Here is a 22,592-nt window from a genome sequence, read left to right as displayed (position 1 = left end):
GACAATACGAAAAGCGTAAGCGCCTTTCAATGTGTGCTTATATTATTTACTTAATATTAAGGAGCAAAGCACATAATGTCAAGAGCGAAAATTACGAGCGCCCCATTTTCTTTTTTAATGTTTTCACATCTTTTAATGTGAGACCAAACTCAGAAGCAAGCTCCACCATGTTTGATTGCTGCTCTGATTGGATAAAATCATGAAAATCGACACCAAATAGTTTATTATTAGCTGATTGAACAGACATTCCTTTATCGCCAAATCTCATGATAGAAATCATCCTTTACATTTTTTGTATTCTCTAGTATTCCCTGCTAACTGAAAATTATTGTCTTGCTCTCTATTTTTACGAAAATTTTCTTAGAGGAAATTGCAATAAAATAACGAATTAGTATAATAGGCTGGTACTAATTACTAAAGCTGATTGATCTTACCTATGCTTGCTTATGCAAGCTGAAAACAACATGAAGAACATGTTATACTGTGTAAGGCTGGCATTTGGCATTTTTTTCTGTGAGAGGAGGATTTTTTTGTTAAAAAGAAAGGCTTCAACCGTGTTTTTTTGCTTTATCTTACTCTTAACTGCTTTTACTCCCGCTGTAAGCGCTGAAGCAGGAGGGGCGGCTATAAAAATTGCGGTTGATGAATTGAATGTAAGATCTGGTCCTGGATTAAGCTACCCGATTTTAGGAAAAGCGAGCCGGAACGAGGAATATCAGCTGCTTGGACAAGAAAATGAATGGCAGCAGATAAGCTATAAGGGAGATCAAGGATGGGTCGCTGACTGGCTTACGGCTGCAGCAGATGACCATTCATCATCTGTTAGTATTTCCATGAGCGGACAAGCGACTATCTCTGAAGATGGACTGCGGGTAAGAAGCGCCCCCGGGACAGACAACTCTGTAATCGGAACGGTACATAGAGGTGAAACCTATAGCATTAAACAAAGTAACGGAGATTGGACACAGCTTGAAACACCATTTGGTCTAGGATGGGTATTTAATGATTATCTGCAAATGGATTCAAGTGATCATGAAGAACCACCTGCAGCTGAAAAAACTGGCACGATTACAGGGAGTTCGGTGAATGTCCGATCAGACTCAACAACTGGTGGGGACATTCTTGGCAAGCTGGATCAAGGTTCGACTGTAAAAATTTTATCAGAGAAGAACGGCTGGGTTGAAATTTCATTTTCTGGCCAATCAGCATGGGTCAGCAGTGACTATGTCGAGGATCAAACAGCTTCCTCATCAGCCAACACAGGCGAGAGTGAGCCGACATCCGGGAATACAGCACTTATTAAAGCAGATTCGTTAACGGTAAGAGACACACCTTCCTTAAATGGAGACAGAATTGGTACAGTCACTAAAGGTGAGTCATTCACGATGCTAGAAGAAAGCAATGATTGGGTTAAAATTGAATACGATACAGGAGCCTTCGGTTGGGTTGCGGGCTGGTTTTTAGAAAAACAACATGCCAGCAGCACACAAACGGCAGGGAAGCCTTTAAGCGGCAGTACAGTATCTATTACACATGATGGCACGAATATACGTGCGTCCTCTTCAACTAATTCAGCTGTTGTTGAGAGAGCCAATGCCGGCCAGGTTTTTGAGGCGATTCGCTTAGAAAATGATTGGGTTGAGGTTAAACTCACCGATGGCAGCACAGGTTTTGTTGCAGGCTGGATTGTGAGTATGAATGGACAAGCAGCACAGATTGAAAAGCGCGGATCAGGATCAGTGAAGAATAAAACGATTGTGATCGATCCGGGACATGGCGGAAGAGATAATGGCACAACAGGAACAAGAGGGACATTAGAGAAAAAGCTGAATCTGCAGACTGCAGAGCTATTAGCTGCCAAGCTAAAATCCGCTGGTGCAAATGTCATTCTTACAAGAAACAGTGATACATATATTCCACTTGAAGCAAGGGTAAGAAGTTCCTCCGTAAATGGAGCAGATGCTTTTATCAGCATTCATTATGATAGCATTAATGACCGAAGTGTGCGCGGAATGACAACTTATTATTATTATGGCTTTCAGGAACAGCTTGCCAGTGATGTTCATACCGCAACCGCTGCGAGAACTCGTATAAAAGACCGAGGGCATCGTCAAGGTGATTATTATGTACTCAGAGAAAATACCCAAAAAGCCATCTTAATTGAACTAGGCTACCTAAGCAATCCAGCGGAAGAAATGGCTGTCAGCTCCCCGCAATATCAGGAAGCTGCAGCTGCAGGAATGTATGAAGGACTAGTGAGATATTTTAAGTAAAATATAAAAAAACAGCTCCCCTGAGCTGTTTTTTTATTTACTTTCAATAATTAGCGTTACAGGACCGTCGTTTGTCAGGCTTACATCCATCATGGCACCAAATGTACCTGTTTCGACCTTTAAGCCTTTTTCACGCAGATAAGAATTAAAGGTATCATAAAGGACAATTGCCTGATCTGGTTTAGCCGCATTCATAAAATTAGGTCTGCGTCCTTTTCGGCAATCTCCATATAAAGTAAACTGGGAAACAGACAAAATTTCTCCGCCAGCGTCTAAGATCGATAAATTCATTTTTCCATCTTGATCATCAAAGACTCTTAAGTTTGCTATTTTATCTGCAAGAAAAGCTGCATCCTCTTCCGTATCATCATGTGTGACACCAACTAAAAGGACAAACCCTTTTTCAATCCTGCCTACAACCTCATCTTCAACCGTAACCGAAGCCTGCTTGCTTCTCTGTACTACAACCTTCATAACAATACTCTCCCAGGTTAATTCATTATACGTCTAACAGCATAAACGTCTGGTATTTGTTTAATTCGATCAACCACTTTTTGCAGGTGGCTGACATTTTGAATGGCAATCGACATATCAATCGTAGCTGCCTTATTGCGATCTGATTTGCCGGTCACCGCTGAAATATTTGTCTTTGTTTCATTTACCGCCTGCAATACTTCATTCAATAGACCTCTGCGATCATAGCCGGTAATTTCAATCTCAACATTATATTCTTTCCTGTCGTTTAGGCCTGTTTCCCATTCAACCGGAATGAGGCGAGCCTGTGCGTCATCTGTTCGGATATTGGTGCAATCTGCACGGTGAACAGAGACACCTCTGCCTTTTGTGATAAAGCCAACAATCTCATCTCCAGGTACGGGATTACAGCAGCGCGATAACCGGATGAGCAGGTTATCAATGCCAGATACTCGCACACCTGATTCCCGTTTCCTTGCTGTTGGAAATGACTTTAATTCTGAAACAGCATTTGAAATATCGTTGTTTTGCTCAAGATCACGCTTCTTGCGCCACTTCTCTGTAAGACGGTTGGCGACTTGAAGAGCTGTGATGCCATTGTAGCCAACTGCAGCATACATATCCTCTTCATTGGCAAAATTGAACTTTTCAACGACTTTTTTAACATTTTCTGCTGTTAAAATTTCTTTTAAATCAAACTCCATATTGCGGATTTCTTTTTCAACGAGTTCTTTGCCTTTTTCAAAATTCTCATCTTTTCGCTGTTTCTTAAAGAATTGTCTGATTTTGTTTTTAGCCTGTGAAGATTGCGCCAGCTTCAGCCAATCCTTACTTGGCCCATACGAATGCTTAGATGTAAGAATCTCGATAATATCTCCGGTCTGCAGCTTATAGTCTAATGTCACCATTTTGCCGTTCACTTTGCTGCCGATTGTTTTATTGCCAATCTCAGAGTGAATTCGATACGCAAAATCGATCGGAACGGAGCCGGATGGAAGCTCAATTACATCTCCTTTTGGAGTGAAGACAAACACCATGTCCGAGAATAAATCCATTTTTAACGATTCCATAAATTCTTCAGCATTCACCGTATCATCCTGGAAGTCGAGAATTTCTCTGAACCATGTAAGTTTTTCTTCAAAAGAAGAATTTTCAGCCACTTTTTTGCCTTCTTTATACGCCCAGTGGGCAGCAATCCCGAACTCAGCGATGCGGTGCATTTCCATTGTGCGGATCTGCACTTCCAATGGATCGCCTTTTGGTCCAATCACCGTTGTATGAAGTGATTGGTACATATTTTGCTTTGGCATAGCAATATAATCTTTAAATCTTCCAGGCATCGGTTTCCAGCATGTATGAATAATCCCCAAAACCGCGTAGCAGTCCTTAATGCTGTTCACAACAATTCTTACAGCTAATAAGTCATAAATTTCATTAAACTGCTTGTTTTGCAGGGCCATTTTCCGATAAATGCTGTATATATGTTTCGGCCGGCCAGACATTTCAGATTTAATTGCTACCTCATCGAGCCGCTCCCGCATAATAGAAATGACTTCATCCAGATATTCTTCCCGCTCTGCCCGTTTCTTTTTCATCAGGTTCACAATTCGATAATATTGCTGCGGATTTAAATATCTTAGTGCAGTATCCTCAAGCTCCCATTTAATCTTTGAGATCCCTAAACGGTGGGCGAGAGGCGCAAAGATTTCAAGTGTTTCATTTGAAATGCGGCGCTGCTTTTCAGCCGGCAAATGCTTTAGTGTCCTCATATTATGAAGACGGTCAGCAAGCTTGATCAAGATGACACGAATATCCTGTGCCATCGCGACAAACATTTTACGATGATTTTCGGCCTGCTGTTCTTCCTGTGACTTGTATTTAATTTTCCCCAATTTTGTTACACCATCGACAAGCATGGCAACTTCATCATTAAATGCGTTCGATATATCTTCCAGTGTAATTTCTGTATCCTCAACAACATCATGTAAAAAACCTGCTGCCACTGTAGAAGGATCCATTTCTAAGTCAGCAAGAATGCCTGCTACCTGAATTGGATGAATGATATATGGTTCGCCTGATTTGCGATATTGTTCACGATGAGCATGCTTGGCAAAATCATAAGCCTCTTTTACGAATAACGTCTGCTCTTCATTCAAATATTGCTTTACCCTGTCGATGACTTGTTCGGCGGTCAGAACTTGATCATGCGCCATGGAATCACCTTTACCCCATAATTTTATTTCTGCTGCGTTTTTCGTTTATATAAACAGTGCCCTCCGGCAATAGCGATGAAAGCACCAAGAATGTATTCAAGTATCATTCTTGTGATGTTAATGTTACAAATTAGAATGATTGTTATTATTATCGAAAAAAAATGGACAAATGTAAAGTGGTTGGCTGTTATTTTTATGGAAAAACGAAAAAAATGTCGAACTTTGACTGAATTGATGTGCAAATTTGTTAGTATATCCATTTATTATATAAAATATATGGAGTTTTTTTGAAAATGAATCATTATTAGAAAAATAAAACATCTATTAAAAGGAAAGAACCGAAATCCTTTTATGTATAAAAAGAGCGCCATGTTAAAATAGCGCTCTTTTTTGGATTTATTAAAAGTCCATTAATGTTAATACGTCGTATTTCTCGAGTTTGCTTCTGCCATCGAGGTATGTTAATTCGATTAGGAAGGCAATACCTGCAACAATGCCGCCAAGTTCTTCAACAAGCTTGATTGTTGCTTCAATAGTGCCGCCAGTGGCCAGCAAGTCATCTGTGATTAATACGCGCTGACCTGGTTTAATTGCATCCTTGTGGATGGTTAAAACGTCTTTTCCGTATTCTAAACCATAATCAACCTTGACTGTTTCTCTTGGAAGTTTCCCTTCTTTACGAACTGGTGCGAAACCAACTCCTAAGGAATAAGCTACAGGGCAGCCGATAATAAAGCCGCGCGCCTCTGGGCCAACAACAAGATCAATGTTCTGCTTTTTTGCATATTCAACGATTTGGTCAGTTGCATATTTGTATGCCTCACCATTATCCATTAAAGTTGTAATATCTTTAAAACGAATTCCTGGTTTTGGCCAATCCTCAACGATTGTAATGTATTGTTTCAAGTCCATTCTTACCCATTTCCTCCTCGGATTCCACAGATCCTGAGATCACTTCATCAAACCAGCTCTTTAACTGGCCATAAGATGAGTATAGCAAATCGCTTTCAAGCTCATATGATGCCTGCTTTTGCCGGTATGTCTGTGAATCTGCCAAATCACGTTTATTGGCTGTATTTTGTAGAGAAATAACTCCACTCTTTATTGTAACAAAATCTAACTCAAAAAACACTGTTGAGATAAAATCTATTGAATCTCTGCTCCAGCCTTTGTGTTTGGCTAAATCGTTTCCGTGCTTTTTCAAGTCAAAAGGACCTTTTTTCGCCAAGAACGCATAAAACCATTTAAAATGATCCCGGTTCGGCATGGTACTAAAAAAATCACTATCCTGTTTATAAAATAAAGCATATATTCTGCCTGGCTGTTTGCCTTGTAATAACCCGGCAAGCAGATCCTTTGAAGGAGGCAGGTCCGCGAGAATAATAGGATCTTCAGACATGTTGGTCTTCATAGCATCTTCTAAAGTCGGAACATATGAAACATGGCCGCCATTAGCATATTGCTTAATAAAGTCCACGTTTTCTTCATTAAAAACAATCCAGTGATTCTCAGCCTGCTTAACACCTTCAGGCAGTTTGGCAGGATTTTTAATTCCTCTAATATCGAAAAGCTGCCATCCTTCAATAGCAACATCATGAATGAAGATCTGCGGCTTTTTAATATTGTTCCATTCATTAATGGAAAGCTCTCCAATCACATTAATGGATGCCTCTGGTGAAATCTGATCATAAAGATGTCCAAGACTGAACCCAATTCCATCCAAATGGGAAGAATCCTGTTCGAAAGTCATTTTTAAATGATTTTGATTGGCGCCAATTTTTCTGATCGCCTTTATGCCCGCTCTTTCAATAACAACCTTTGGTTTTGGATTGTCCATACCATATGGGGCCAGCATGTCCAGCTCTTGAATCGATGCTAAATCAATATCAGCAAGAGCTACTTGCTTATCCAATGTGGTAATTGGCACAAAGTCCTCTTCTGTCAGCTGATCATCTGCGAGTACTTTCAGCCGTTCTCTGAGTTCATTAACATCTGAGATATTTAATGTCATCCCAGCTGCCATGGGATGTCCGCCGAAATGAGGCAGAATATCTCTGCATTCTGAGAGATTCTTAAATAAATCAAAACCAGCAATGCTGCGGGCAGAACCCTTTGCCAGCCCTTTAACAGGATCGTAGCTCAACACGATGGCTGGCCGGTAAAATTTTTCAACCAGCTTGGAAGCGACAATTCCAATGACACCAGAATTCCAGCCTTCTTTTCCAACCACAATAACTGGATGGTCATCAATACCATAATTCGTCTCAACTTCTTCGATCGCCTTCTGAGCAATTTCATTCACGATGCTCTGACGGTCTTTATTCATATTATCAATCTCTTCGGCAATCGATTCTGCTTCAATTCGATCTTCTGTTAATAGCAATGCTACAGCCGGATCGGCACTATCTAGCCGTCCAGCAGCATTTAAACGCGGTGCAATAAAGAAACCAATTGTTTCTTCATTAATGGCACCAGCTTCAATGCTGCCTCGTTTCAGCAGCTCCTGCAGCCCAATAAACTTGGTTGCTCTTAATTTCTTGATCCCTTTTTTAGCAATCGTGCGGTTTTCTCCTTTAAGCGGGACCAAATCGGCAATCGTTCCAATTGCAGCAATTTCAAGCAGATGCTCAGGCAAATCCCCATATAAAGCATGAGCTACCTTAAATGCAACGCCAACCCCTGCCAGATCACGAAAAGGATAAACGCTATCTTCAAGCTTAGGATGAATAATCGCCAAAGCTTCAGGCAGTTCAGGTCCTGGTTCATGGTGGTCGGTAATAATTAAATCAAGTCCAAAATCTTTAGCCGCTTTCGCTTCATTTACAGCAGCAATACCTGTATCTACTGTAATGATCAGCTTAACACCAATATCAGCTGCGTATTCAAATGCAGGGATATTTGGACCATATCCTTCGGTAAAACGATTTGGAATATAATATTCTACCTGTGCTCCAAGATCACGAAGTACGGTCATCATTACGGTCGTACTCGTAACTCCATCAGCATCATAGTCACCAAATATAAGTATTTGTTCGCCATTGGCTATTGCCTCTTTTATTCTGGCAACTGCCAGATCCATTCCTTTCAGTAAAAAAGGATCATGAAAGCCCTGTTCTTTTTCAAATAAAAAATACCGTGCTTCTTCAACGGTATCTACTCCACGATTAACAAGTAAAGAAGCAACTAGAGGCGTTACCTTTAGTTCTTCCACTAATGTATTGACTTTTTCTTGATCTGATTGCCGGACTACCCAGCGTGTTTTTGATTTTAACATGCGCTCACCCCTCGGCTTTTTCATTATACAAGAGGGGTAAGCTTGTTTCAATACATATAGAATTGCCAAAAATGTATTCGTTTAGCTTTGTGTACTTTTTTGTGTGCTTTCTTTAGGCTTTTTCTCTGTCAGTAAAGAGTCGTTCTTAGTCACCTTTGGCTGTTCAGCCGCTTTTTCTTTCTTCAGATGCTTGATTTCTCTCTGCAGACTGTAAATCCGCACAATTCCAACTGAGCCAATTATCATTCCGCCCATTAAAACAGAGCCTAAAATCACAAGTATTAACGGCCATTCACTTTCTCCAAATAAATAATTAACTGTAACTGGGTCAACATTTATAACAGCAAAAATAGCGACAATTAATGCAAATACAATTCCCAGTAATAATGCCCATTGGTTTTTCACTATATATCCTCCTTTCCTGCACTCTTATCTATTTCATTTACCCGCTTCCGCTGATCGCTAAAACTCGTTCACTACGTTTAATATACTTCAGATATAGATAAAAATACCTCTGTCATCAGCAGACAGAGGTACCATAATCTATTAAACCTGAGGCTCGTCCGTTTCCTTTTTCTTTTCCTTAAAGGTGATCAATACACCCTTTTGCTTCAGCTCTTTGCCTTTCCAATCCAGCCAAATTTGAGCGGCTAGGAAAATGGAAGAATACGTACCGGCAATAAGGCCGACAAGCAAGGCAATATTGAAATTGCGGATTGCTTCGCTACCAAAGATGAGCAAGGCAACAACGGCAAGTATAACTGTGATAATGGTATTTAACGAGCGGCCTAATGTTTGTCTTAAACTTTTATTGACTACTTCTTTTAATTCAGCAAATTCTTTAATTTTACGCTTTTTAACCATATTTTCGCGTATTCGGTCAAAGGTTACAATCGTATCATTAATTGAATAACCGATAATGGTTAACACGGCAGCAATAAAGGTTAAATCCGCTTCTAACCTTGTTATGCTGAAAATGACAATAATGAAGAACGCATCATGAAGCAATGCAATGATAGACGCAACTGCCATTTTAATTTCAAATCGGATGGTTACATATAAAATAATCCCGATTGAAGCGATTCCCAATGCGATTAAGGCATTTCGGGCAATCTCTTTACCAACAGTCGGCGAAACGGTACTGATATTTGGTTCTGCACCAAATACCTCATTGAATTGCGCCTTTACTTCAGCAATTTCGTCTTGGCTGAGTACATCTGTCGTTCTGGCAACAGCAATATTATTATCTTCTCCTGAAATCACGATGTCATCTGTGCTGATTTGTACAGATTCGAGCTGTTCCTGGAATTCACTGGCTGTAATTTGCTGATCACCCAGCTGTTCAATTCTTGTTCCATTTGAGAAATCAATACTTAAGTTCAAACGGAAAATGCTTAACACAATAATTCCAGCAATAACCGTAATTGCCGAGAAGATATAGAACTTTTTACGCTGATTTACAAAATCAAATTTATCAAATTTTGATGGCAAATCGAGTGTATCATAATTTTCTGCAATGTCTTTAATCTCACTCTTTTTAACACCAAACCAGCCTGGCTTTTTATTAAACAAGTTGCTGTTCACCCATAAGCCCAGCAATAGTCTTGTTCCATACACGGATGTAATAAAGCTGACCAGTATACTTATGATTAAAGTTGTTGCAAAACCTTTAACTGAGCTTGTTCCATAAATAAACAAAACGCCAGCTGCAAGCAATGTTGTTAAGTTTGCATCAAATATGGTCGAAAGCGAGTTCTTTCCGCCTACTTGGAATGCAGTCTTAATCGAACGTCCAACTTTGATTTCCTCTTTAATTCTTTCATACGTAATAATATTGGCATCTACAGCCATCCCGACACCTAGTATAAGGGCGGCAATACCAGGCAGTGTCATAACTGCATTCAGCCAGTCAAAAATCAGAAGCGTGATAAAGAGATAAATGGTTAAGGTAATGGAAGCGATAATCCCAGGGAAGCGATAAAAAGCAATCATAAACAGGAAGATCGCTCCAATGCCGACAATCCCGCCGACAACCGTTTTCTCAAGAGCTTGCTCACCAAATTGAGCTCCTACCGATGTAGAGAACACTTCATTTAATTCAACCGGCAATGATCCAGAACTCAGAAGGTTTGCCAGTGTCTGAGCTTCATCTAATGTGAAGTTTCCTTCAATTGTAACAGTATTTGTGTTAAAGACCTGACTTACGTTAGGTGCAGAAAGGAACGCAGGATCCTCTTTTGTCACTTCTTCCTGGAAGCTATGCACGCCGTCTTCAAAATCCAGCCAAATAACAAGCTGATTATTTGGAGCCATTGCTACGATCTTTTCCGTTACTTCTTTAAACTTATTAGCATCTTTCAATTCAATCGAAACGTTAGGCTGACCATTTTCATCAAATGATTGTTTTGCTCCGCCCTCAACAAGGTCGGAACCATCCATCATCAGCTCATCGTTTACATCACGGAATGAAAGCTTTGCTTCTGTTGAAAGAATTTCACGGGCTTCATTTTGGTCCGTAACACCTGCAAGCTGAACACGAATACGATTATCGCCTTCAATTTGAATGCTCGGCTCGTTTACGCCCAATACGTTAATTCTTCGATCAAGTGACTGGACAGTGCTATTGAGGATATCCTGTGTCACTTCTTGTCCATCCTCTGTCTTTACCTCATACAGCACTTCAAATCCGCCCTGCAGATCAAGACCGAGTTTAATATTGTTTAAAATATCTTTCGATGTCACGCCGATCAAGCTTCCAAGCAATATAACGATCAGGAAGAATGAAAGGATTCTACTGCGTTTGACCATTATGTATAAATCCTCCTTAAATAGTGCCAAAAAAAGGCATTAAACCTATGATTCCAATATACCCATTATGAAACAGAAAAAGGAAGCTGTCAATTTGACTATTAACGGAAAAGAAGCATTAGCAGCGCATCAATACCCAGTAAAACACGATTCCTACCTTAAAGAGCTAGATCCCTTTTTGCAAGACTGGTTATGTAAGCATCTACTACTAGGAACACTTCCTTTTTAGAATAAATTTACGTTTATATTATTACTTAAAGAGGCTTTTCAGGTCTTCCTCACTAATAGATAAGTCACTTCCTCTTAAAGCCTCTACTGTTGAATAATTGATATATTCACCCGCTTTAACCGCCATAATATCTTCTATGATTTCGAATAATTTGACATCTTCTTTTGGTTTCTTCCATTTTTTCTTCGTGAGAAAAGACCAGAATTCATCTTCCTTCACATTGCCATAGCCATAAAACTGAATTTCATCGATCTTAACTTGCAATGCCGGACTAACGTGTTGACGAAAGGAATCATAAGGATGATTAGTTTTCAATATAGAAACGCCTCCATTTTATCATGCATAATAGCGAGATTATATGCTTTAAAAACCTAGCAGTGAAACCTTCCTATTGGGCAGCATTTAACAGTGTAAAAAAAAGCTTGTCATGCTTTGTCCACTCTCTTGCATATAGATAATTGTATAGCATTATATGTAATTTGAGAAGGCAGGGAGCAGAATGTCGAAATTTTTAAAAGGTACCATGATCCTGCTGGCAGCAGGCCTGGTCACTAGAGTTCTAGGATTTATTAATCGCATCGTTATTGCCCGTTCAATAGGGGCCGAGGGTGTTGGTTTATATATGATGGCATACCCGACTTTTATCCTTGCTGTCACCATAACCCAGCTAGGTCTTCCTGTAGCCATATCCAAACATGTAGCAGAAGCTGAAGCGGTGGGCGACGCACGAAAAACTAAAAAAATACTGGTTGTCTCTCTGGCCACAACCATCTCGTTATCACTAATCATTACGCCTGCTTTAATTATATTAGCTCCATATCTATCTGAAACACTTTTTACAGATCCAAGAACCCATTTGCCCTTGCTCGCAATTGCACCAGTTGTTCCTATTATAGCTGTTTCTTCTGTCATTCGCGGCTATTTTCAGGGAAAACAAAATATGAAGCCTGCTGCTTACTCCCAATTACTTGAGCAAGCAGTCCGTATTACATTGATTGCCGCTATGACAACAGCATTTCTCCCTTATGGAATTGAATATGCAGCAGCGGGAGCCATGCTTGCTTCAGTTGTGGGTGAGCTTGTTTCTTTAGCCTATCTATTAACCGCGTTCAAATTAAAAAAGAAATTTCGTGTTCGCAAGCAATTCTTTCAATTCATTCAATCGGGTAAATCAACCTTTAAAGAACTCATGAGTGTCGCATTGCCAACAACAGGAAGCCGCATGATCGGTTCACTTGCCTGGTTTTTTGAACCCATTGTTGTAGCACACAGCCTGGCATTAGCAGGAGTTGCAACCATTGCCGCAACCCAAAGCTATGGTGCCCTGACAGGTTTTGCCATGCCGCTATTAATGCTGCCATCTTTTATCACCCATGCCCTCTCAACATCATTGGTGCCTGCCCTTAGTGAGGCCTACTCAAAAAAGAATATGAAGCTTATTGAATATAGACTTCAGCAAGCTCTAAAATTTGTATTCATTTCAGGCGGCTTGGCTGTGGTCATCCTCTATGTTTTGGCAGAACAGCTTATGAATATAATTTACGATTCATCTACAGGAGCAGGCTTTATTAAATTAATGGCACCATTTTTCTTATTATACTTTTTCCAAGGCCCACTCCAGGCAGCATTACAAGCTTTGGATCATGCCCGCGCTGCCATGATTAACAGTCTGATAGGGGCTGTTGTTAAAATCGCTGTTATTTTCGCACTTGCCAGTCAGCCAGCCTTCGGAATTAATGGTGTGGCCATTGGCATGCTTGTAGGTTTTGTTCTTGTAACCCTGCTCCATATGGCGACAATCCTGAAAAAGATCTCTTTTACTTTTCATATCCGCGATTATATGAAAACATTTATCATTATGGGTCTATCAGGCTGGGCAGGCTACTATACTTACCCTTACTTACATGATTATTCCATGCTGATTTCTATCATCATCAGCATTTCTGTTATCGTAATGGTGTATTTCATTCTGCTGCTGCTCTTCGGTTTACTAAAAAAACACGAGCTGCGTCAGATTCCATGGATTGGCGGATTTCTATCCATTTTTGCATCGAAGTAGTGAAAGATGTTTTAGAGTTTGTACATTCGTTTAGGAGCACTGCAGACTTTCGTTTTCAGCATATGAAGAGTTTAGACCTAGCCCCCTTCCTTCCGCCAGTACCTGAAGAAGTCGAGGGACCTATTTTTTAAAGAAAGAAAACCCCAAACCATTAGACAGGAGCTCATTGATAATGGTTTGGGGTTATTTTATTTGGCTAAGTGTTTCTCCCTTTTCCACGACACCTTTTCCAGATACTGGACTTTAGAAGGGTGTTTCTCTCCTTTTCGCGACACTATTTTCCAGATACTGGACTTTAGAAGGGTGTTTCTCTCCTTTTCACGACACCATTTTCCAGATACTGGACTTTAGAGGGGTGTTTCTCTCCTTTTCGCGACACTATTTTCCAGATACTGGACTTTAGAGGGGTGTTTCTCTCCTTTTAACGACACCAATTCCCAGATACTGGACTTTAGAGGGGGGTTTCTCCCTTTTTCACGACACCAATTCCCAGATACTGGACTTTAGAAGGGTGTTTCTCTCCTTTTCACGACATCAATTTCCAGATACTGAACTTTAGAGGGGGGTTTCTCTCCTTTTCACACTCACAGAATTGTTCAGGGTAAGTTATTTCAGTTCCTGTATCTATTATTTCCTGCTGCCCCCTCCAGAAGCTTTTCTAACATTGCTCTAACATCATTTCTCAATTTCATTTTTTCTGTCTATATAAAAATGCCCGTTCTCAAAGCTGCAAAATGAAATTTCTTCTATGCTGTGGTAGCCTCTTTCTCCTAATTCCTTCAGCAGCCATTGGTCTGTTTTTTTGATGCTTTCAAGATGCTCATATTGAATGACTCCATCGAGAATGAGCGGCCAGGTCACACCGTTTTTAGCATCTTTTTTCGTAAAAACAGATAAATGGCCCGAAGATTCGAGTACTGCCAATTCAACATCTGATATAAGTGCTATGTCTTTGTCACGGAGTTGAAGGAGCAGATCGTCGAAATTATAATTTTGCTTTTTCATGGCGTACTCATCTATTTTCCCATTATTTATAATAATCGTTGGTTTCCCGTCCACTACATCTCTAAACTTCTTGCTTTTTAATGATATGTAAGCAAATGTAATCTGCAGCAGCAGCAGAATCAGCATAGGAAGCACGTTTTTAAATAGGGATGAATTTGTTTCTTCAAGTGCCGTTACCGCTAACTCTGCCAGCATGATTGAAACGACTACATCCAAGACACTTAGTTCACCGATTTCCCGCTTTCCCATCAATCGATAGATGACGGAAATTAACCCATACAAGAAGATCGTTCTGAAAATAATGACCATATACTCTTCCATTGAATGATCCCCCTTTAAAAACAGCTTTCTTTTTATTGTCAACGAACAAGAAAAATATATAAGTTTTATTTTTTCTTTTTTTAAGGATGAAGGAAAAAAGAAGATTTTGTTAGCGAAAAGTGATTTTTTGCTTCTAAATTCGGCTGCTTTGAATATGCTTGTACAAAGAGATTGTGCGAGACAGGCCATTGGCATTCACGCACAAAAAGCTTGCCAATAGAGGGGAGATGGTTAAAATAGAAGAATCAAAAAACTTGGGCAGTGCAGTGCTATTTGGAAATATCGCCATTTTTATTGTTGCAATAATCAGCAGTTTGTTTTTTTCGCTGCTACTTTCGTTCACCTCTTTACAGGAGGCATCACTTCAGCATGTCATTACCGCTGTATCATTTATAGCTTTATTTGCGGGAGGCTTTATTGCAGGAGGAAAAGGAAAGCAAAAAGGCTGGCTTCTTGGCGGGATAACAGGGCTGCTTTATTCCCTTATTATCTTTCTTTTTCAATATTTAGGTCATGATCGTCTTTTTGATATGGAACAAATCATCTATCATACATGTTACATCCTAATCTGTATGATGGGCGGTATTTTAGGGGTAAATGTGAAGGGAAAATCATCTTAATAGCAAAAAGCGGACCCAAAATGGATCCGCTTCTTTTTTATTTTGCTAGCATATCTCCAGCTGATACTTCCGTTACTTCGCGAATTGCTGCGCGATCGTATGTAAGTCTGCTGCCGTCACCGCATTTGATGACAATCTTATCTTCATCGATTGCATCAACAAAACCATGAAGACCACCAATTGTTACAACTTTATCTCCCTTTTTCAAATCAGTCTGCATTTGCTGAACCGCTTTTTGGCGCTTCTGCTGCGGACGAATTAACAGGAAGTAAAACAATACAAACATCAATAGCAATGGTGCTAATGTTCCTAAGATTTCCATTCTCTTTTCCCCTCCTTTCAAGCATTAAAAGTTTTTCGCGTTTGGTTTGTTAAATCCATATTGTTCAAAAAACTCTTCTCTAAAGTCCCCCAGTCGATCTTCTCTGATTGCCTGTCTGACCCCTTCCATTAATTTTAACAGAAAATAGAGATTATGATAAGTTGTAAGCCTTATCCCAAACGTTTCTTCACAGCGAATTAAGTGACGAATATAGGCACGGCTATAATTTTTGCATGTATAGCAATCACAGTTTGGATCAAGCGGTCCAAAATCTTTTGCATACTTCGCATTTTTAACAACTAATCGCCCTTCACTTGTCATTAACGTTCCATTTCTGGCGATACGGGTAGGCAATACACAGTCGAACATATCAATTCCGCGGATTGCTCCATCAATTAATGAATCCGGTGAGCCTACTCCCATTAAATACCTAGGCTTATTGTCAGGCAGCCATGGCGTTGTGAATTCAAGCACCCGGTTCATCACGTCTTTTGGCTCTCCAACTGACAAGCCTCCGACAGCATAACCCGGGAAGTCAAGTGATACAAGATCTTTAGCACTTTGCTTGCGCAGATCTTCAAACTCCCCGCCCTGCACGATGCCAAACAATCCTTGGTCATTTGGACGCTGATGAGCTGTTAAGCAGCGTTCTGCCCATCTGGATGTTCTCTCAACAGATTTCTTCATATATTCGTGTGTTGCAGGAAATGGCGGGCACTCATCAAAGGCCATCATAATATCTGAACCTAAAGCATTTTGGATTTCCATTGCCTTTTCTGGAGATAAAAATAGCTTGTCTCCATTTAAGTGATTTCGGAAGTGGACACCTTCCTCTTCAATTTTACGGAATTCACTTAAGCTGAAGACTTGGAATCCGCCTGAGTCTGTCAAAATAGCACGGTCCCAGTTCATAAATTTATGAAGCCCGCCTGCTTCTTGAATAATCTCATGACCAGGACGAAGCCATAAATGATACGTATTGCTCAGAATAATACCTGCTCCCATCTGAACTAAATCTTCAGGCGACATTGTTTTTACTGTAGCCAATGTCCCAACAGGCATAAAAACAGGTGTTTCAAACGAACCATGCGGCGTATGTACACGGCCTAGTCTGGCTCCAGTTTGTTTACAAGTTTTAATTAATTCATAACGAATGGCTGTCACTATTCTTTCTCCTTCCGAGAATTGTGTTGCTTCATTTCTTCATTCTATGTGCTAAACGTTTCTTATTTTATCAGCATTGCGTCGCCAAAGCTAAAGAAGCGATAGCGCTCCTCGACCGCTGTGTTGTAGGCATGCAGGACGTTCTCTCTTCCTGCCAGTGCACTAATTAACATGATCAGTGTTGATTTTGGCAGATGGAAATTGGTAATCATCCCATCGATCGCTTTAAATTCGAAGCCAGGGAAGATAAATATATCTGTCCAGCCGCTCGCAGCCTCAAATTGTCCATCATGGTCTCTTGCAATGGTCTCAAGTGTTCTAGTTGAAGTCGTTCCGACACTGATAATCTTTCCGCCTTGTTTGCGCACTTCATTCAGTAAATTAGCAGTACCTTCACTCATTTGATAATACTCGGCATGCATATCATGCTCTGTTAAATCTTCCACACTGACAGGTCTAAATGTCCCTAAACCAACATGCAATGTGATAAAAGCAATATGAACGCCCATGGCTCTTATTTCTTCCAGCAGTTCCTCTGTGAAGTGAAGTCCTGCAGTTGGTGCAGCAGCCGATCCGCGCTCTTTAGCAAATACGGTCTGATATCGTTCCTTATCATCAAGCTGTTCTTTTATATATGGAGGAAGGGGCATTTCACCCAGGCGATCGAGCACTTCATAAAAAATACCTTCGTAGCTGAATTCAAGAAGACGTCCGCCATGCTCAGCTTCACCAATGCATGTTGCCGACAGCAAACCATCCCCAAATGTAATCACTGTACCTTCTTTAACGCGTTTCGCCGGCTTTATCAGGGTTTCCCACTTGTCACCCTCTTGCTGTTTTAATAGAAGAACCTCAATCTTTGCACCAGTTCCTTCTTTTTCGCCAAACAGCCTTGCTGGCAGTACTCTTGTATCATTCAACACAAGAGCATCTCCCGCTTTAAAATGCTCTTTAATATGCTTAAATATATCGTGTTTGATTTCACCTGTTTCCTTATCAAGCACCATCAGTCTGCTGCTTGTCCGGTCTTCAAGCGGAGTTTGAGCGATCAGCTCCTCCGGCAAGTGAAAATCAAATAAATCTACCTTCATGTTGTCACCGTCTCCTGCTAATAATATATTCCCCTATTGTTCTGGCATTTCTAATTGGAAATGCTCGTAAACCAATCTTGTCGCTACTCTTCCGCGCGGTGTCCGCTGCAAGAAACCAATTTGCAGCAAATAAGGCTCATAAACATCTTCAATTGTGTGTGCTTCTTCCCCAATTGTGGCTGCAATTGTTTCTAAGCCAACTGGACCTCCGCGAAATTTCTCAATGAGCCCTATTAATAATTTATGGTCAATATGATCAAGTCCTAAACGGTCAACTTGCATCAATCCCAATGCTTCATCCGTTATCAGCAGATCTACAGTTCCATTGCTCCGGACCTGAGCAAAGTCTCTTACTCTGCGGAGCAGACGGTTCGCAATACGCGGAGTTCCCCTTGAACGGCGGGCAATTTCCATTGCAGCATGATCGTCAATGCCCGTTTCAAGCACTTCAGCTGTTCGCACGACTATTTGCTTCAGCTGTTCTTCCGTATAATACTCAAGCCTGCACATCACACCGAAGCGATCTCTTAATGGAGCTGATAAAGAGCCTGCTCTTGTTGTCGCTCCAACGAGTGTGAAGGGAGGCAAGTCAAGGCGTACAGAACGTGCACTTGGCCCTTTGCCGATGACAATGTCAAGACAAAAATCCTCCATTGCCGGATAGAGGACTTCTTCAATCGACCGGGGCAGGCGATGGATTTCATCAATAAACAATACATCTCCAGGCTCCAGCGCTGTTAAAATTGCGGCTAAATCCCCTGGACGTTCAATAGCCGGTCCAGCCGTCGTTCTCAAATTCACGCCCATTTCATTTGCTATAATCGCCGCAAGGGTCGTCTTCCCAAGACCTGGCGGGCCATATAATAAGACATGATCAAGTGTTTCCTGCCTTAACTTCGCTGCCTGGATAAACACTTCAAGATTCGCCTTCACTTTATCCTGGCCGATGTATTGCCGTATCGTCTGAGGGCGCAGACTTTGCTCAAAAGTAACATCAAGCATATCGGCTTCGCCCGAAATAATGCGGTCTTCCAACTCCATCACCTTCTTTATTCACTCAATATAGGAGCAGAGTATTTATTTTAAAAGCTTTTGCAGTGCAGCTTTTATATATTGGTCAGTTGTCAGTTTCTCAGCTTTCAGTGCAGGTGTAATTTTCTTCAATTCTCGATCAGAGTATCCTAAAGCCTTGAGCGCCAATAAAGCTTCTTCAAAGTCTGCTTCATGCTCACTGCTTTTCTCGATGCTCTCATGGTCACTAAATAGATTAGGGAAATAGTCTGGCACAAAGTCCTGCAGCTTTCCTTTTAAATCAAGGATTATTTGTCTGGCTGTCTTCTTACCTACACCTGGGAATTTCACCAAAAAGGCTTCATCTTCATTTTCAATGGCTGAAACCACTTGCTCTGGCTGTCCTGTTGCTAAAATAGCAAGCGCTCCTTTGGGCCCAATTCCAGTAACGTTAATCAGCTTTGTAAAGAGCGTTTTTTCTTCTTGTGAAGTAAATCCATAAAGAGCAAAGATATCTTCACGCACATAATGATATGTATGCACCTTAACTTCCTGCCCAGCCTTGCTTGAATAGCTGAATGGATTTGGTGTCAGGATTTGATAGCCAATGCCGCCATTTTCAACGACGATATATTCTGGCCCGATATAATCAATTTTGCCTTTAATATATTCGTACAAACTGTTCTCGCTCCTCTAAAATGCTGTATTTCATTGTACCATACTCTGCTGCTTAATGACACAGGCATATCCTGCATGCCCCTAAGCAACAGAGTGTACAAGTTACTATCCTTTTTCCTGCAGACGTTTTAACTCTTCCTTTAAATCGTCGCGTGCACTTACTTCTGCAAGCTCCACATCTGTGCGGTAAGCAGAGCGGCAGATTAAGTGAGCAGATACAGGTGCAGTTAGAAAGACAAAGAAAATTCCAAGCAGCAGTTTTATACTAAAATATCCTTCTTGAAAGATAAAAAAGACGAAAGTGCCGAGGAGTGTACAAAGCACGCCTAATGTGGAGCTTTTAGAAGCTGCGTGTGACCGTGTATAAACATCTGGCAAACGAACTAATCCAACTGCACTTAAAAAACTAATAATACAGCCAATGAGAATGAGAGTGACAGCAACTATTTCACTTAGAACGTTTATGCTCAATGACAACACCTCTTTCTAAATATCTGGCAAACGCAATCGTCCCGATAAAGGATAATATACCGATCAATAAGATCACTTCAAAAAAAGCCGTCGTTCTGAGCATAACAGAGATGATTGCTACCACTGCAATGAGATTGATGCCAATTGCATCAAGTGCCTGCACCTTATCAGGGATCGAAGGCCCTTTTATGAGCCGATAAACGGCTGCAATTATAGAAAGAACTAAAAAGAATATTGATATCAATAGAATCGTATAAATCATTTGCGAGTCACCTTCTTAATGGCCGTTTCAAACTTCTGCTTTGACCGGAGTACAGATTTTTTAGATTCCGGGATATCCATTGCATGCATATAAAACACTTTATTATCATTTGAAACTTCTATTACGACAGAACCCGGCGTTAAACTCAGCAATAGAGCCAATAGGGTAATTTCCAGATCTCCCTCTAATTCTGTGCGCAGTTTAAAAATACCAGGCGTAATATTAATTTTTGGTCTAGTTACTTGCCGAATCACTAAAATACTAGATGAAAGCAGTTCGCGCAAGAAAATAAAAAACAACTTTAAAACATTTAAAATGGTAATCAGATAAAACTGATCACGCAAATATTTCCGCAATATGAATATGACGACAATCCCGACTATATATCCTGATAAGAATGTGATGGCACTCCAATCATTTTGGAGAAAACTCCATAATATCGCTATAAATAAATTCGTCAGTACTTGCTTTGGCATCAGCTTCACCCCAATCCTTTAGCCTTCTATTTTATTCTCCAAATACAGCTTTGATATAGAGCTCAGGATTCATCAGTCCTTCTGCCGCTAGATTGACATACGAACTAATCCCTTCAGCACCGACTCCAAGCAGCACAGCTAATCCTGTTAAAAGAGCAATCGGCACCATTATACCCTTTGTAGACCCTTTTTCCATTTCTTCACTGAGATAGGTCTCTCCCCAAAACGCATTCATAAATATTTTCATAATTGAATATAAAACGAGCAGACTTGTCAGAAGTCCAATGCCTCCAAGCCAATAATACTCCGCTTCAAAGGTGCCTTGTGTGATAAACACCTTGCCTAAAAAGCCGCTTAACGGTGGAATACCTGCCAATGCTAATGCAGCTGTGAAAAACATCCAGCCTAAATACGGATGAGTGCGTATCAAACCGCTCATATCTTCAAGCTTACTCGTGCCTGTCAGAGAAATAATCGTTCCCCCAATGAGGAAGATGAGCGCTTTAATAATCATGTCATGAATCAGATAAAATACGGAACCTGTCATGCCTGCAATTGACATGGAGGCAAGTCCAGCCATAATAAAACCGACACCGATGATCACATTATAGGTTAAAATTTTCTTAATATCTCCATAGGCAACTGCTCCGATTGCACCTAGCACCATAGTAACAGCACCCAAAACTCCAATGAGAAGGTGGGTTATTTGCGGTTCATGATAAAACACAAGCGTAAACAAGCGGAAAATCGCATACATGCCCACCTTTGTCAGTAAACCTGCGAACACTGCAGCGATGGCAGTTGGCGGTGCACTATAGGACCCAGGAAGCCAGAAAAACAGCAGTAACCCGGCCTTTAAACTAAACACGATCAGAAATACGAGTGAAATGGCTGTCAGCATTCCGCCCTGACCTGCCTCTGCTACCTTGACAGAGAGATCAGCCAGATTTAGCGTTCCTACCACAGCATAAATATAAGCAACTCCAACTAAGAATAGAAACGATGAAATAAGATTGATCAGCACATATTTAACCGATTCTCTCAGCTGCTTTCTAGTGCCGCCTAATGACAGCAGAACATAGGACGAAATCAGCATGACTTCGAAGCAAACAAACAAATGAAAGAGATCGCCTGTTAAAAACGAGCCATTTACCCCGGTAATCAGAAATAAGAAAACAGGATAGAAATAATAGCTCTCCCTTTCTTCCCCAATTGTCTTAAAAGCAAATAACAAACATGACAGAGCAACAATACTTGTAGTTGTCAGCAAAAGACTTGAAAACATATCAGCAGCGTAAGTGATCCCGAAAGGCGCCTGCCAGCCTCCAATCTGCAGGGTTTGAATGCCATCTTGATCATTTTGAATCATAAGCAGCACTGCCACAGCTCCAGTAGCGGTTATGCTCGCTGCACTTACTATTTTTTGGAGGGTAATATTCTTTCTAAATAAAACCATCAAAAGTCCCATAACCAAAGGGATGACGACGGGCAAAATCAGCAGATTATTCATCCTCATTCCCCCTCATTTTCTCTGTGTTGTCTGTTCCTATAACCTTATAGGCACGGTAACTTAATACTAAAAACAAAGCCGTTGTAGCAAAATTAATAACGATCGCAGTTAAAATCAATGCCTGCGGTATAGGATCTGTAAATGTGATCTCTTCAAAGCCTAAAAGCGGCGGACCGCCAGCTTTTACTCCCCCCATTGTTAAAATGAGAAGATGAACACCATGACTTATAATAGAAGTCCCTAAAATAATTCGCAGCAGAGTTTTCGTTAAAATTAAATACGTTCCAATGGCAAAGAATAATCCAATTAAAATTGACATCAATGTTTCCAT

Annotated in this window: 22 protein-coding genes; 3 read left to right on the top strand and 19 right to left on the bottom strand. The window is 40.6% G+C overall.

Annotated features, from left to right (window positions below; genetic code table 11):
- Positions 1-91 precede the first annotated feature (91 nt).
- Complete coding sequence (locus tag A6754_RS22915) at positions 92-268, bottom strand: hypothetical protein (RefSeq protein WP_176215121.1); 177 nt, start codon at positions 266-268, stop codon at positions 92-94.
- Positions 269-530: 262 nt separating this feature from the next.
- Here A6754_RS22915 and A6754_RS07295 point away from each other — a divergent pair, with 262 nt between their 5' ends.
- Positions 531-2,273 (top strand): N-acetylmuramoyl-L-alanine amidase family protein, encoded by a 1,743-nt coding sequence (locus A6754_RS07295; RefSeq protein WP_066443202.1) that lies wholly within the window; start codon positions 531-533, stop codon positions 2,271-2,273.
- A 33-nt stretch (positions 2,274-2,306) separates the two neighbouring features.
- On the opposite strand, the gene dtd is transcribed toward A6754_RS07295, so the two are convergent.
- The 7 genes from dtd to A6754_RS07260 form a co-directional block, all read right to left on the bottom strand.
- The gene (gene dtd / locus A6754_RS07290) at positions 2,307-2,747 is read right to left on the bottom strand and encodes a D-aminoacyl-tRNA deacylase (protein WP_066443201.1); all 441 of its coding nucleotides are present in this window, start codon (positions 2,745-2,747) and stop codon (positions 2,307-2,309) included.
- Positions 2,748-2,764: 17 nt separating this feature from the next.
- A complete protein-coding gene (locus A6754_RS07285; RefSeq protein WP_066443200.1) occupies positions 2,765-4,960 on the bottom strand; it encodes a RelA/SpoT family protein in 2,196 nt (731 codons plus the stop codon).
- A 399-nt stretch (positions 4,961-5,359) separates the two neighbouring features.
- A complete protein-coding gene (locus A6754_RS07280) occupies positions 5,360-5,872 on the bottom strand; it encodes an adenine phosphoribosyltransferase (RefSeq protein WP_066443199.1) in 513 nt (170 codons plus the stop codon).
- Positions 5,841-8,234: a single-stranded-DNA-specific exonuclease RecJ gene (gene recJ, locus A6754_RS07275; protein ID WP_066443198.1), complete on the bottom strand. Its 2,394-nt coding sequence runs from the start codon at positions 8,232-8,234 to the stop codon at positions 5,841-5,843. Before recJ ends, A6754_RS07280 begins: the two co-directional genes overlap by 32 nt.
- An 81-nt stretch (positions 8,235-8,315) precedes the next feature.
- Positions 8,316-8,639 carry a LapA family protein gene (locus tag A6754_RS07270; RefSeq protein WP_066443197.1) on the bottom strand — a complete coding sequence of 108 codons (324 nt, stop codon included), beginning with the start codon at positions 8,637-8,639 and terminating at the stop codon, positions 8,316-8,318.
- Between the two features lie 141 nt (positions 8,640-8,780).
- On the bottom strand, positions 8,781-11,042 hold the full coding sequence (gene secDF / locus A6754_RS07265) for a protein translocase subunit SecDF (protein ID WP_066443196.1): 2,262 nt from the start codon (positions 11,040-11,042) through the stop codon (positions 8,781-8,783).
- 250 nt (positions 11,043-11,292) lie between these two features.
- Entirely contained in the window at positions 11,293-11,586 is a 294-nt protein-coding gene (locus A6754_RS07260) for a post-transcriptional regulator (RefSeq protein WP_066443195.1), read from the bottom strand.
- A gap of 184 nt (positions 11,587-11,770) precedes the next feature.
- Between A6754_RS07260 and spoVB the strand changes: the two genes are divergently transcribed.
- Complete coding sequence (spoVB, locus tag A6754_RS07255; RefSeq protein ID WP_066443194.1) at positions 11,771-13,330, top strand: stage V sporulation protein B; 1,560 nt, start codon at positions 11,771-11,773, stop codon at positions 13,328-13,330.
- Positions 13,331-14,005: 675 nt separating this feature from the next.
- On the opposite strand, the gene A6754_RS07250 is transcribed toward spoVB, so the two are convergent.
- Positions 14,006-14,656, bottom strand: a complete 651-nt coding sequence (locus A6754_RS07250) for a DUF421 domain-containing protein (protein ID WP_066443193.1) — start codon at positions 14,654-14,656, stop codon at positions 14,006-14,008.
- 227 nt (positions 14,657-14,883) lie between these two features.
- Between A6754_RS07250 and A6754_RS07245 the strand changes: the two genes are divergently transcribed.
- Positions 14,884-15,276, top strand: a complete 393-nt coding sequence (locus tag A6754_RS07245; protein WP_066443192.1) for a TIGR04086 family membrane protein — start codon at positions 14,884-14,886, stop codon at positions 15,274-15,276.
- Between the two features lie 37 nt (positions 15,277-15,313).
- Here the strand turns inward: A6754_RS07245 and yajC are convergent, their stop codons facing one another.
- The 10 genes from yajC to A6754_RS07195 all read right to left on the bottom strand — a co-directional run bounded on the left by yajC (position 15,314) and on the right by A6754_RS07195 (position 22,592).
- Positions 15,314-15,598, bottom strand: coding sequence for a preprotein translocase subunit YajC (gene yajC / locus A6754_RS07240; protein WP_066443191.1), 285 nt, complete (start codon positions 15,596-15,598; stop codon positions 15,314-15,316).
- Positions 15,599-15,622: 24 nt separating this feature from the next.
- Positions 15,623-16,762, bottom strand: a complete 1,140-nt coding sequence (gene tgt, locus A6754_RS07235; RefSeq protein WP_066443190.1) for a tRNA guanosine(34) transglycosylase Tgt — start codon at positions 16,760-16,762, stop codon at positions 15,623-15,625.
- A 62-nt stretch (positions 16,763-16,824) separates the two neighbouring features.
- Positions 16,825-17,853 carry a tRNA preQ1(34) S-adenosylmethionine ribosyltransferase-isomerase QueA gene (gene queA, locus A6754_RS07230; RefSeq protein WP_066443189.1) on the bottom strand — a complete coding sequence of 343 codons (1,029 nt, stop codon included), beginning with the start codon at positions 17,851-17,853 and terminating at the stop codon, positions 16,825-16,827.
- A gap of 33 nt (positions 17,854-17,886) precedes the next feature.
- Positions 17,887-18,888: a Holliday junction branch migration DNA helicase RuvB gene (ruvB, locus tag A6754_RS07225; protein WP_066443188.1), complete on the bottom strand. Its 1,002-nt coding sequence runs from the start codon at positions 18,886-18,888 to the stop codon at positions 17,887-17,889.
- Positions 18,889-18,930: 42 nt separating this feature from the next.
- Positions 18,931-19,542, bottom strand: a complete 612-nt coding sequence (gene ruvA, locus A6754_RS07220; RefSeq protein WP_066443187.1) for a Holliday junction branch migration protein RuvA — start codon at positions 19,540-19,542, stop codon at positions 18,931-18,933.
- A gap of 105 nt (positions 19,543-19,647) precedes the next feature.
- On the bottom strand, positions 19,648-20,007 hold the full coding sequence (gene mnhG, locus A6754_RS07215; protein ID WP_306806938.1) for a monovalent cation/H(+) antiporter subunit G: 360 nt from the start codon (positions 20,005-20,007) through the stop codon (positions 19,648-19,650).
- Positions 19,991-20,275 carry a Na(+)/H(+) antiporter subunit F1 gene (locus A6754_RS07210; protein WP_066443185.1) on the bottom strand — a complete coding sequence of 95 codons (285 nt, stop codon included), beginning with the start codon at positions 20,273-20,275 and terminating at the stop codon, positions 19,991-19,993. Before A6754_RS07210 ends, mnhG begins: the two co-directional genes overlap by 17 nt.
- Complete coding sequence (locus tag A6754_RS07205; protein ID WP_066443184.1) at positions 20,272-20,751, bottom strand: Na+/H+ antiporter subunit E; 480 nt, start codon at positions 20,749-20,751, stop codon at positions 20,272-20,274. The genes A6754_RS07210 and A6754_RS07205 overlap by 4 nt, the downstream gene beginning before the upstream one ends.
- A 31-nt stretch (positions 20,752-20,782) precedes the next feature.
- Positions 20,783-22,261, bottom strand: a complete 1,479-nt coding sequence (locus A6754_RS07200; protein ID WP_066443183.1) for a Na+/H+ antiporter subunit D — start codon at positions 22,259-22,261, stop codon at positions 20,783-20,785.
- Complete coding sequence (locus A6754_RS07195) at positions 22,254-22,592, bottom strand: Na(+)/H(+) antiporter subunit C (RefSeq protein ID WP_066443182.1); 339 nt, start codon at positions 22,590-22,592, stop codon at positions 22,254-22,256. The genes A6754_RS07200 and A6754_RS07195 overlap by 8 nt, the downstream gene beginning before the upstream one ends.

This window comes from Cytobacillus gottheilii (genome assembly GCF_001636345.1).
In the GTDB taxonomy this organism is placed as follows: domain Bacteria; phylum Bacillota; class Bacilli; order Bacillales; family Cytobacillaceae; genus Cytobacillus; species Cytobacillus gottheilii.
Note: the sequence above shows the minus strand (reverse complement) of the source record. Positions and strands in the feature narration are given on the sequence as shown.